Origin of the sequence: Photobacterium sp. SP02, from assembly GCF_038519165.1 — a bacterium.
Taxonomy (GTDB): domain Bacteria; phylum Pseudomonadota; class Gammaproteobacteria; order Enterobacterales; family Vibrionaceae; genus Photobacterium; species Photobacterium halotolerans.
Window position 1 is genome coordinate 38,796 of record NZ_JASJOJ010000033.1, and the last position, 12,146, is coordinate 50,941.

Sequence of the window (12,146 nt, forward strand, 5' to 3'; positions counted from 1 at the left end):
TGCAACACATAAATACAGGCGCATGAAGCTGCGCCTGTTGATCATGGGTTGATTCCCCGTTACTCATCCGGTGTGCAGACCCGGATTCTGTGCCCGTCGGGGTCCAGCGCCACAAAAGTCAGACCAAAGACCGCGTCATGCAAAGGCTGCTCAATCACGACACAGGCAGTCTGCCATTGGTCATACAGCGCTTTGACCTGATCGTCATCCGGCACCATAAACGCGAATTCACTGCGATGGCCCTCGCCGCCGGAGACAAAATTGCGTGCCTGCTCTGACCACAAACTCAGGTTAAAGCCGTTTTCAAACTCAAACGCCACGTAAGTCGGCAGTGCGGCCACAGGCTCCCGGCCAAGCAGTTGGCGATAGAAATCTGCGCTGGTTTCTGGGTTTTTCACATACAGCAGCAACAGGTTAGGTGTCATTCTCTCTTTCCTCTGTGAGTTAATCGTCTGTGTGTACAGCGCTGAGATTAGCGCGTGACACTGTCAGAAAGTGGCAGTATCATGTTGCCTATGCGTACCGAACGATTACTCCAATTACTGCAGATTCTTCGCCAGCACCGGCTGCCCGTCAGCGGACAGCGGCTGGCTGATGAGTTGAATATCAGTATCCGTACCCTGTACCGGGATATCGCCACACTGCAGGCCCAGGGGGCGCAGATCGAGGGCGAACCCGGCATGGGCTATGTGCTGAAACCGGGATTTTTCCTGCCACCGTTAATGCTCACCGAAGATGAAATCAGCGCCATCATGCTGGGTGTCCGCTGGGTCTCGGCCTTTGGCGATGTGCCGATGGCCAGCGCCGCCGATTCCGCACTGGCGAAAGTCACTGCCGTACTTCCCGCCGATCTGGTGCAGGGCGCCAATGAAGTCCCGCTGCGCGTCGGCCCGCCGTCTGAGCTTGCCCCGGAAGATCTCACCCTGTTCAGAAAGGCCATCCGGCTGGAGAGAAAACTCGCCATTCGCTATCGCGCGGCCGATGGGCAAGAGAGTAACCGGGTGATCTGGCCGTTTGCGATCGGCTATTTCGCCCAGGGCAGGGTACTCGCCGCCTGGTGCGAACTGCGGCAGGATTTTCGTCACTTCCGTACGGAGTGGGTTGCGGATGCTTTGATGATGGATCAGGGGTATCCGAGGCGGCGTCATGGGTTGTTTCGGGAGTGGCGGGAGAAGGAGTTAAGACTGCGTCAGGGCTGAGGTGCACAAAGGTACGGCTGGGGATTTTGGTACGGGGGAGGTATGTCGCGCTTGAGTCTGGTGGTTCTTTTGGCATGGTGTGATGCGCGCCAGGTACTCTTTTGAGGCAAAAAGAGTACCCAGAAATGCCTTTGGGTACTTTGGTGTGGTCCGGGTCGGTTGTAGGCGCTTCCCGGCGCCGACAACCTAAAAATTCGTCCTGAATTTTTCCCTGCGGGAGTGCCATCAATGTACATTTTCAAGCTGTCATTCCCGTGCAGCGAGTGCGACTTTTAAGGCTGGGTGAGGTATGTCGCGCTTGAGTCTGGTGGTTCTTTCGGCATGGTGTGATGCGCGCCAGACACTCTTTGTCGGGCCAAAGAGTGCCCAGAAAGCCCTGGTTGTTCTTTGGTGTGGTCCGGGTCGGTTGTAGGCGCTCCCGGCGCCGACAACCTAAAAATTCGTCCTGAATTTTTCCCTAGGAAGTGCCATCAATGTACATTTTCAAGCTGTTATTCCCGTGCAGCGAGTGTGACTTTTAAGGCTGGGTGAGGTATGTCGCGCTTGAGTTCTGTGGTTCTCTTGGCATGGTGCGATGCGCGCCAGACACTCTTTGTTGGGCCAAAGAGTGTCCAGAAAGCCCTTGTTGTTCTTTGGCGTGGTCCGGGGCGGTTGTAAGCGCTCCCAGCGCCGACAACCTAAAAATTCGTCCTGAATTTTTCCCTGGATTGGGAAAATGGTTAAGTTTGAAACTTATTAGTGCCCCTTTCCGTTTTCTTCTGGCGGTACAGCCCCATTCGTAAAATCGTCCCTATTTCTTCTCAAATATGATAATAATACGTATCTATATGCTGAGCTACATAACTTAGCAGGATCAGATTGTCGCAATAAAAAATAGATGAGATTTCAGAAAGGACTAGGTAGTTATGGCAAAGCACACAAGATTCTCAGGAGTCATCAAGGAAGCCTTGAGGTCAGGTAATGGCAAGAAAACAAAGAAGTATCACCTTGAGAAGTTGCGACATAAGATCTTTGGGTTACCTAGTGATTCAATAGTAAACATTGCACTAGCGTCAGGAAGTGTTCCTCAGTTTGATAAGCTTATAACTCCAGATAACAAGAAAGTTTTTACTAATGGATCTAATAACTTCGTCTACCTTGGTACGGAATTTGTTTTATTTTCATTAGTTGCTTATTTTAATAAAAACAAGGAAATTATTTATGGATTTGAAAAAGCAAAATCAGAGATAGAAAACTGTCTCATCAGAGGTGAGCATGATAGATGTGTAGAACTGATCGATGAAGTTAATAATAAATATGGAAATACATTTTGGGCAGTAGACGCTAGAATTTCATTAAAACATGACTTGAAAACCCCAAAAGATATACTGAATTATATTAATTCTATAAGTGTGTCAGAGAATGAAATAAAGTTACTTACTTATCTGTTCTATAAACACTCTTCATCTAGTATTGATGCTTTTTTAAAGAATTATTTCTCAGATATTCAGAAGGAATATAGAAACAATAGCTTTTCAGGATATGTTGATATGCTTTCAACTCTGATTATGCCAAGAATATACGATGTTGATAGAGAAATAGACGAGGCGATAGAAATCGCGGAGATTCTAAACCCATTAGATAAGTATGTTCTATTTAAAAAGCTATTTTTCGACTATGCAATTAAAAATAATAAATCAGAAAAGCATGAGCTTTACATAAGGTTTATTAATTATATTTATAATGCAACTGATGATGATTATTGGCTAAGGATCGAAGATATTATTAATGGGGAAATAAATAGCGAGGTGGATTCGAATGAAGATAGAAGACACTTGATTGATTTGTATAGCCAAGGTAAATATCAAGAAGTGATTAATGGGACATCAAGTAATGTTGACAGAGATTTAAGTTATCTAGATATAAAGGCTAAATCGATTTTACACTTATATGGAGATGATGGAGATATTGATTCAAGTATATTTTCCGGAAAGCTTGAAGAAAGTATCGTGACTCAGATATGTGTGTTACATAGTACACCTTCTCGATATAATACAATCTTAAAATCGATTGAAGAAATTAATTTTAGATATTATACACTAGATTTATTTAAATCTTTAAGACCATCCATTTACTCTTCATACCCATTTGTTAATAAAGAGTCGTATATAGAATCATGCAGTGAAGCATATGCTCTAGGCTTTGCTATTACTCCTAGGCATAAAAGTGTGATTTTTGAAAGCGATACTAAGTTTAATTTTTCTATAAATGATAAGTTTGATTTTTTATCTGATAGCAGAAAGGCGAGATATGAGGCTCAATCATTAATAGAGAGAGGTAATATAACGGAAGAAGAAATAGAGGGAGTGTTAAAAAATCTAGATAAATTTGATGATATAACTCCTTCTGAATTTAATTTCTTGAAATGTGGAATGTATCTAGAGTCTGAAATGACAGAAAAGGTTATAGAGATAATATCTAGGGAGTGTATAAAAGATACATACAATGTGATTCTTTATCCACTCAAGGAAATTGTTAATCGAATTGAATATTTACCTAAATTTGCTAATTCTGTTTCATCTTTGATATGTGTATATCTATACTCCATAGTTAGAGACTCTAACTATAAAGTCAATGTTTCAGAGATGCTCGAAGACTTTCTAATTGACAATAACACAAATAAACCAAGTGAGCTATTTTCTTCAGTTGACCTTGATGATGAAAGATATTTTTATTTCTTTTCTGAAGTTTGTAGCACTGAAATAATGAGTGATTTGTTGAGTTTTACCAGTGGTAAGGAATTAATTTTAGAAAGGTTGAAAATAGTACGAAACTTAATTAATGTTAAAAGTGAAAATTACTTATTACAAGAAGAAGAGAAACGTATATTAGCAGAAATCCTCTCCCACTCATTAACATTGCAACATGATAAGAATAAGATTTATGTAGACGTCGATGGAATCATAAAAAGTAATCTAAACGAGTATCGAGTTAAGTTTGAAAATATTAATATGATCAAAGATATTGATGAGTCGATTGTCGAGACGTTCTTTGATGATGTTTCTAATGAAGAAGACTCTAAAAACAAGAAGAAGAACATAAGAACATACATTTATGAAAATCTTTATGAAAAAGTAGTCAAGGATTTTATAACTGATAGTAACTTTGGATTAGCGCGTTCGCTCAGTTCTGAAATTCGCCATGGTGTACTACCAAACAAACTTAGAAGTGTTTTTGAGGGACTTAACTTAGTAACTGTAGTGGGTTTAGAGGGCGAATACGAACCAAATTTATATTGGCGTAATTACTTAGAAAATATCGCCAACGATGATTTTGTTAACTATGTTGATGGTTGTCTGAAATCATTCTCAAAAGAGATTGATGATTTAATAGAAGAAGCGAACTCTTGGCCTACGATTTCAGAGGTTAGAAGTAATGAGAAAGCTATATTTAATTTTTCACTTAGCCAAGATAATCTAGATAGATTTGGTAGCTTTGTTAGCTTGAAGTTAGACGGATTTAGTTTTTCAGATCCAGAAAATATTACTGATTTAGAGGCTAGAGAGTTGATTTTAGTTTTGGAAGAGTATATCTGGTCAGAGCTTGATAAGCACTTTACTGATATTTGCAATAAGCTTAATGAAGTACTCAAAATTAAGTTTGTTGCTATTATTGATGAGTTAAAAAACAAGCTGAACTCTACAGGGTTAGTGTTAACTAAATTGACAGAACAACTATCCAGTGCAAAAGTTCATATAGTAGAAGAGATATCACAAGTGGAATCTTGGTTCGTTAGGCCAAATGTTCTAATTGAGGGAGAATTTCTCATGACTGATATTCTATCTTCATCTATTGAATCAATATCAGCGATTTATAATCCTCAGGTTATTAATATTGATAGAAGTCAAATTAACATTGGTCCAGATAATACTTTTCTGTCTTCTGTTGAAGCTTTGGGCGTTGTGAGGGCATTGATTTCTATTTATCAGAACTGTTTATCTCATGGTAATAATTCAAGTCAAACAACAATTAGTATAGCATTACATGATAGAACTAATATTGTAATAAGTAATGAGATAAATGACAGTAAGAAAGATTATATTATAAGTAATAATTACATTGATAAGGTTAAAAAATTTAGTCCGGATTCTAACTACGAAAAGTTAGTTAGCGAAGGTGGTACAGGTTTATACAAGATATATAGATATTTAGTGGATAGCTCTCCAAGATTTAATTTTGAAATTGATTTGGATGACAACATTTTTTATCAGAAGGTTATGTTATGAACAATAGGAAGATATTATTAGTTGAAGATGGTGATTACAAAAGCAAAAGTGTTTTATATTATTTAAAATCAGATCTTTCTTGTAATAACGTAGATGTAGTTGTCTCATACTCTTCTGCTGTAAGATCCTTGGCATCAGGTGCGTATGAACTCGCTATTATTGATATGAGTTTGCCAACTTTTGATCAGAATCAAGATGAGTTAAATAATGATTTTCGTGCATTGGCTGGCCTAGATATCGCTCGACAAATATCGAGGAGGAATATAGATGTAAAATTTGTATTTTTGACTCAATATGAATCTCTATCTACGGCAGATAATAGTATGAGCTTGCACAAAATTAATGAAATTGCCAAAGAAAAATACCCTGATAGTTTTAAGGGTGCCATTTTTTATGAGCACTCAGGGTCACAATGGAAGGAAAAGCTGAAGGAGTTTGTTATTAATGCCTAAGTTGCTAATTGTTGATGATGATAAATCTCGGCTTACTTTAATAAAAAAGACTCTCTCGGAAACTTTCGACTTGGATGATGAACAAATAGATGCATCTTTTTCGATAAAGCATGCTCGAACTCTACTACGAAAGATTACATATAGTGTGGTTTTCTTAGATATGGCACTCCCTAACTTTGATGGAGGAAGCGAAATTGATGATTGGGGAGGAGTTAAGATACTTAATGATATCTCAAGAGGAAGGGTCGAACCTCCTGAAAAAATAATTGGATACACGGCACTAAAAGAAAGCTTAGAGGAAAAGGAAAGAGAGTTTAGTGATATTGGATTTTCACTGGATTATGCTAAGTCCAGTGATATATCATGGTTGAACAGTAAGAAAGAGGCAATTAGATATGCAATTTATCGTAGCAATATAACGAGAAAAGTGGAAAAAGATTATGCCGTTGTTACAGTTCATGGAATAAGAACCTTTGGCTCATGGCAAGAATTTCTTTTTTCTGGAGTAAAGAAAGATAATGATGGAAAGGATATTGAGCATCTTGGATTTAAATTTACAGGTATAGATTTTTTTACTTTCTTGTTCCCTTCACTAAGAAAGAAAATAGTTAATAGGTTAGAGCACGATCTTATTGATTGGTTAAAAAATAATAAAGCAAAAGAGGTTTTATTTTTCTCACATAGTTTTGGTACATATTTAACTGTAAAAGCACTTGAAAATATTAAAGGTGATATGGATCTAAGTTGCATTAAGTGTATTGTCTTAAGTGGTAGTGTGTTAGATCAGGATTACGATTTTTCCAAATTAAATCATTTAAAACACATAACTATTGTGAATGACTGTGCAGTTAAAGATGTTCCTCTATTATTTAGCGAAGCTGTTGTACTAGGAACAGGTATGGCCGGGTTGACTGGTTTTAGAGGGCTCAGCTCAAGTAAGGTAACAAATCGATTCTTTAGCGGTGGTCATAGTATGTTTTTTAATCGTGACGGTGAGTTCATAAAGAAATACTGGTTGCCGATCTTTAAAGGTGAAGTAGTATCTAATGATGAAGAAATAAAGATAGGCTTTATCCAAGAATTATTATCTCTTTTTGCGAGAATCTCCTCTCATTTTAAGGTTTTTTATCCTCTATTACTTATAGCTGTTGCTGTGTATTTCTTAATTTAGGGGGGTAGCAATATCATATAACCCCAGGGAAAAATTCAGGACGAATTTTTAGGTTGTCGGCGCCGGGAGCGCCTACAACCGTCCCGGGCCACACCAGAGAACCAAAAGGGCTTTTCTGGGCACTCTTTGGCCCAACAAAGAGTGTCTGGCGCGCGTCACACAATGCCGAGAGAGGCACCAAACTCAAGCGCGACATACCTTCTGCTTTACCTGAAATCGCTTGTTTATCGTCTGCGCTAAATCAAAATAATCCATTCCCCCAGGGAAAAATTCAGGACGAATTTTTAGGTTGTCGGCGCCGGGAGCGGCTACAACCGTCCCGGACAACACCAGAGAACCAAAAGGGTTTTCTGGGCACTCTTTGGCCCGACAAAGAGTGTCTGGCGCGCATCACACCATGCCAAGAGATGCACCAATCTCAAGCGCGACATACCTGCAGCCTTACTGAAAACGCTCACGCATCCCCCTACTGACATCACACTTTTTAGCATCTATTTAACACCCTAACTACCTGATAAATAATCAAACACAGCCAAATGTTACGCGTGTGTTACGTTCTGGTTTCCTTTTGTTACAGTGCCATTTCCTTGCTTGGGTAGACTCTAAACAACCGGCGCTCTGTACCCTACACGCCGGTCATATCCCTGATAAACAAGGAAGAGCATAATAATGACAAAGCAAGGTACCTTTACTCTGAAAAAATCGCTGATCGCTATGACATTCGCGGCAGCCAGTTCTGTCGCCAATGCCGGTGAAGTGGAAGTGCTGCACTGGTGGACATCTGGCGGTGAGGCCAAATCGGCCGCTGTGCTGAAACAAATGCTGGAAAAGCAGGGCGACAGCTGGAAAGACTTCGCTGTGGCCGGTGGCGGCGGTGAAAGTGCGATGACAGTACTGAAAACCCGTGCCGTGTCGGGCAACCCGCCCTCTGCGGCGCAAATCAAAGGTCATGATATTCAGGAGTGGGGCGATCTGGGCTTTCTGACTTCACTGGATGATGTGGCAGAAGCCGGTCAATGGGATAAGGTGCTGCCAGCGGTGGTGACTAAAGTCATGAAATATAACGGTGACTATGTGGCCGTGCCGGTGAACGTGCACCGGGTGAACTGGCTGTGGGCCAACCCTGAAGTGTTCAAGAAAGCCGGTGCGACAGTGCCTGCCAACATGGACGAGTTTTTTGCTGCGGCCGAGAAGATAAAAGCGGCGGGCTTTATTCCTCTGGCGCACGGCGGCCAGCCTTGGCAGGACGCGACCCTGTTTGAAGCTATCGCGCTGGATATCTTAGGTTCGCAGGACTATAACAAAGCGTTCGTTGATCTGGATATGGACGTGCTGTCCGGTCCGAAAATGGTCGAAACCTTTGCGACTTTCCAGCGTATGCATGACTACATTGACGATAACTCGCCGGGTCGTGACTGGAATATCGCCACCTCTATGGTGATCAATGGCGACGCTGCCATGCAGATCATGGGTGACTGGGCGAAAGGTGAATTTGCCGCGGCGGGTAAACAGCCGGGTAAAGATTACATCTGCGCGCCAGCGCCGGGCACAGCAAACCAGTTTACTTTCAACATTGACAGCTTTGCCTTCTTCAAACTGAGCAACAAAGACAACGAGCAGGCGCAGAAACATCTGGCCAAAACCATTTTGAATAAAGACTTCCAGGAAGTGTTTAACCTCAATAAAGGGTCGATCCCTGTGCGACTGGACATGAACATGGACAAGTTCGACAAGTGTGCGCTGGATTCAATGGCCACCTTCAAAGCCTCGGCGCAAACGGGCGATCTGGTCCCGAGTATGGCCCACGGCCTGGCCACGACCAGCTATGTGCAGGGTGCGGTTTATGATGTGGTGACCAACTTCTTCAACGATACATCTGCCGATCCGAAACAAGCCGCGCAACAGCTGGCTCGTGCAGTAAAAGCAGCCATGTAACCCTGTCGGCGGGCTGAGGTTCAGTCCGTCGATTCACCCACGCTTTTTTACCTCTGCGGCAAATGAATATGACGATTCATGCCGGGGCACGCGTGTGCCTGAGAGGTGATCATTGAGACGCAACCAGAATCAAGGACGCACTATGGAGCAAACCTTGTCGCTCACCAAACAGAAAGCGGCCCGGCCCAGCCTGGCGGACAGATTACAGAAATGGCTGCCGAAAATCGTGCTGGCGCCGACCATGCTGGTCACTGTGATCTGTATTTATGGCTTTATGTTTTGGACATTTTATTTGTCGCTGACCAACTCGCGCTTTCTGCCCAGCTTTAATTTTGCCGGTCTGATGCAATACGAGAAGCTGATGGACAACGACCGCTGGATCACCTCGGTGACCAATCTTGGTATTTTTGGCCTGATGTTTATGCTGATTGCGATTGTACTGGGGGTTGGTCTGGCGATTTTGCTGGATCAGAATATCCGCCAGGAAGGCGCAATCCGGACTATTTATCTCTATCCCATGGCGCTGTCCTTCATTGTGACCGGTACAGCCTGGAAGTGGATTCTGAACCCCGGCCTGGGGATCGAAAAACTGATGCATGACTGGGGATTTACCGGCTTTGAATTCAACTGGCTGGTGGATCAGGACATGTCGATTTACACCCTGGTGATCGCCGCGGTGTGGCAGTCGTCGGGGTTTGTCATGGCGATGTTCCTGGCGGGGCTGCGCGGTATCGATTCATCGATCATCAAAGCGGCCCAGATCGACGGCGCCAGCATGCCTGTCATTTACTGGAAAATTGTCCTGCCGTGCCTGCGTCCGGTCTTTTTCAGTGCCGTGATTATCACTTCGCACATTGCCATTAAAAGCTTTGATCTGGTCACCGCGCTCACCGCGGGCGGTCCGGGCTATTCCTCCGATTTGCCTGCGCTCTTTATGTACGCGCACTCCTTTACCCGTGGACAGGTTGGTCTGGGTGCGGCGAGTGCCATCATGATGCTGGCTGGCGTGCTGGCCATTCTGGTGCCTTATCTCTATTCCGAATTGCGGGAGAAGAAATCATGAATAAGCATTTCACTCTGGGCCGGATGGCGATTTACAGCGGGCTGCTTTTTTTCTGCGTCGTGTACCTGATGCCGCTGTTTGTGATGGTGATTACTTCGTTCAAGACCCTGCCCGATATCAAAAGCGGCAATCTGATGTCTTTGCCGCAGGAATGGGTGGGCTATGCCTGGCATAAAGCCTGGTCCGGTGCCTGTACCGGCGTGAGCTGCGACGGTATCAAAGGCTATTTCTGGAATTCTTTCCAGATGGTGATCCCGGCGGTGGCGATTTCGACTTTGCTGGGGGCCTTTAACGGCTATGTGATCAGCAAGTGGCGTTTCCGGGGCTCTCAGCTGTTCTTCAGTTTGCTGCTGTTCGGCTGCTTTATTCCGTTTCAGGTCATTTTGTTACCCATGGCTGCCTTGCTGGGCATGCTGGGGCTGGCCAACACCACAGCCGGTCTGGTGACGGTGCACGTGATTTACGGTCTGGCCTTTACCACACTGTTTTTCCGTAACTTTTATGTTGGCGTGCCCGATGAGCTGGTTAAAGCCGCCAAGCTGGACGGAGCCGGTTTCTTTACCATTTTCTTCCGGATTCTGCTGCCGCTGTCGACGCCTATCTTCATGGTGACAGTGATCTGGCAGTTCACCGCTATCTGGAACGATTTCCTGTTCGGCGTGGTGTATTCCGGCGCAGAAACCCAGCCGATCACGGTGGCGCTCAATAACCTGGTCAATACCAGCACCGGGGTGAAAGAGTACAACGTCGACATGGCCGCCGCCATTATTGCCGCATTGCCAACGCTTCTGGTGTACGTGCTGGCAGGGAAGTATTTTGTCCGCGGTCTGACCGCGGGATCAGTGAAAGGATAACAAGCATGGCTACACTCGCGTTAAAACAGATTCGTAAAACGTACCGCAACGCCGAGATTGAGACCCTGAAGGGGATTGATATCAGCATTGATTCAGGTGAATTCCTGATCCTGGTCGGCCCTTCCGGCTGTGGCAAATCCACCCTGATGAATACCATCGCCGGGCTGGAAGACATCTCCTCCGGCGAGATTCTGATTGATGGTGTCGATGTCGCCCAGGTGGAACCGAAAGATCGTGATATCGCCATGGTGTTTCAGTCGTATGCCCTGTATCCCAATATGACGGTGCGGGACAACATCGCTTTTGGTCTCAAAATCCGCAAGCTGGACAAGGCCAGAATTGCGCAGGAAGTGGATCGGGTCGCCGCTATGCTGCAGATCGATCACCTGCTGGATCGCAAACCGGCGCAGCTGTCAGGCGGCCAGCGTCAGCGTGTCGCAATGGGACGGGCACTGGCGCGTCAGCCTAAGCTGTATCTGTTCGATGAGCCGTTGTCGAACCTGGACGCCAAGCTGCGGGTTGAAATGCGCACCCAGATCAAACGTCTGCACCAGCAACTGGGCACCACTATCGTGTATGTGACCCACGATCAGATAGAAGCCATGACCCTGGCCGATCGCATCGCGGTGATGAAAGACGGCGAACTGCAGCAGCTGGGCACCCCCAAAGAAATCTACAACCAGCCCAATAACATGTTTGTCGCCGGTTTCATGGGCTCGCCGTCAATGAACTTTATTCAGGCCAGAGTGGATCTCGATGCCCAGGACAAGCCGGTTGCCAGCGTGACAGTCGCAGGAGAGCCGCACCTGCTTGCCCTGCCCGCCGCGCTGCGTGAACGCGATGGTCAGTCGATTGTGATCGGGCTGCGTCCGGAAAACATCACTGAGCAGCTGGTGGAAGGCGAGGGCTGCACCACGCTACCGCTGACCGTGGATGTGCTGGAACCGACAGGCCCGGACACCATTGCTATGGTCACCATGAACGGTCAGGAAGTGGCGTGCCGCATTTCACCGGACTATGAGGCTAAGGTCGGCGAAACCATGCATTTCCACATCGATCTGTCAAAAGCGGTGTTTTTCGACGCGCAATCCCAGCAACGTATTATCTGATTTTTGGGGAAGGCTCACTCGAGCTGTTTTGCCGCCCAGTGGTATTTTTTCGGATGGGGTGTTGTCTTTCAGGTTCTATTGGCAGGTTCGCTGGCAGT

Annotated in this window: 9 protein-coding genes; 8 read left to right on the forward strand and 1 reads right to left on the reverse strand. The window is 44.8% G+C overall.

The window, feature by feature from the left end; all coding sequences use genetic code 11:
• Positions 1-59 precede the first annotated feature (59 nt).
• Positions 60-425: a VOC family protein gene (locus tag P0Y67_RS14440; RefSeq protein ID WP_342392430.1), complete on the reverse strand. Its 366-nt coding sequence runs from the start codon at positions 423-425 to the stop codon at positions 60-62.
• 54 nt (positions 426-479) lie between these two features.
• Between P0Y67_RS14440 and P0Y67_RS14445 the strand changes: the two genes are divergently transcribed.
• From P0Y67_RS14445 to P0Y67_RS14480, 8 genes are all read left to right on the forward strand, one after another.
• On the forward strand, positions 480-1,199 hold the full coding sequence (locus P0Y67_RS14445; protein ID WP_342392431.1) for a helix-turn-helix transcriptional regulator: 720 nt from the start codon (positions 480-482) through the stop codon (positions 1,197-1,199).
• 905 nt (positions 1,200-2,104) lie between these two features.
• Positions 2,105-5,464 carry a hypothetical protein gene (locus tag P0Y67_RS14450; RefSeq protein ID WP_342392432.1) on the forward strand — a complete coding sequence of 1,120 codons (3,360 nt, stop codon included), beginning with the start codon at positions 2,105-2,107 and terminating at the stop codon, positions 5,462-5,464.
• Entirely contained in the window at positions 5,461-5,916 is a 456-nt protein-coding gene (locus tag P0Y67_RS14455) for a response regulator (RefSeq protein WP_342392433.1), read from the forward strand. Before P0Y67_RS14450 ends, P0Y67_RS14455 begins: the two co-directional genes overlap by 4 nt.
• A complete protein-coding gene (locus tag P0Y67_RS14460) occupies positions 5,909-7,087 on the forward strand; it encodes a hypothetical protein (protein WP_342392434.1) in 1,179 nt (392 codons plus the stop codon). Before P0Y67_RS14455 ends, P0Y67_RS14460 begins: the two co-directional genes overlap by 8 nt.
• 714 nt (positions 7,088-7,801) lie before the next feature.
• Positions 7,802-9,022, forward strand: coding sequence for an ABC transporter substrate-binding protein (locus P0Y67_RS14465; RefSeq protein ID WP_446728838.1), 1,221 nt, complete (start codon positions 7,802-7,804; stop codon positions 9,020-9,022).
• 142 nt (positions 9,023-9,164) lie between these two features.
• The gene (locus P0Y67_RS14470; RefSeq protein WP_342392436.1) at positions 9,165-10,085 is read left to right on the forward strand and encodes a carbohydrate ABC transporter permease; all 921 of its coding nucleotides are present in this window, start codon (positions 9,165-9,167) and stop codon (positions 10,083-10,085) included.
• A complete protein-coding gene (locus P0Y67_RS14475; protein ID WP_161458743.1) occupies positions 10,082-10,939 on the forward strand; it encodes a carbohydrate ABC transporter permease in 858 nt (285 codons plus the stop codon). The genes P0Y67_RS14470 and P0Y67_RS14475 overlap by 4 nt, the downstream gene beginning before the upstream one ends.
• A 5-nt stretch (positions 10,940-10,944) precedes the next feature.
• Positions 10,945-12,048, forward strand: coding sequence for an ABC transporter ATP-binding protein (locus P0Y67_RS14480; protein WP_342392437.1), 1,104 nt, complete (start codon positions 10,945-10,947; stop codon positions 12,046-12,048).
• Positions 12,049-12,146: the final 98 nt, after the last annotated feature.

Bases quoted from the DNA above. Each gene is read 5' to 3' on its own strand.
- P0Y67_RS14460 (WP_342392434.1), top strand. From the start codon at position 5,909: ATGCCTAAGTTGCTAATTGTTGATGATGATAAATCTCGGCTTACTTTA.
- P0Y67_RS14470 (WP_342392436.1), top strand. From the start codon at position 9,165: ATGGAGCAAACCTTGTCGCTCACCAAACAGAAAGCGGCCCGGCCCAGC.
- P0Y67_RS14465 (WP_446728838.1), top strand. From the start codon at position 7,802: ATGACATTCGCGGCAGCCAGTTCTGTCGCCAATGCCGGTGAAGTGGAA.
- P0Y67_RS14480 (WP_342392437.1), top strand. From the start codon at position 10,945: ATGGCTACACTCGCGTTAAAACAGATTCGTAAAACGTACCGCAACGCC.
- P0Y67_RS14450 (WP_342392432.1), top strand. From the start codon at position 2,105: ATGGCAAAGCACACAAGATTCTCAGGAGTCATCAAGGAAGCCTTGAGG.
- P0Y67_RS14440 (WP_342392430.1), bottom strand. From the start codon at position 425: ATGACACCTAACCTGTTGCTGCTGTATGTGAAAAACCCAGAAACCAGC.
- P0Y67_RS14455 (WP_342392433.1), top strand. From the start codon at position 5,461: ATGAACAATAGGAAGATATTATTAGTTGAAGATGGTGATTACAAAAGC.
- P0Y67_RS14475 (WP_161458743.1), top strand. From the start codon at position 10,082: ATGAATAAGCATTTCACTCTGGGCCGGATGGCGATTTACAGCGGGCTG.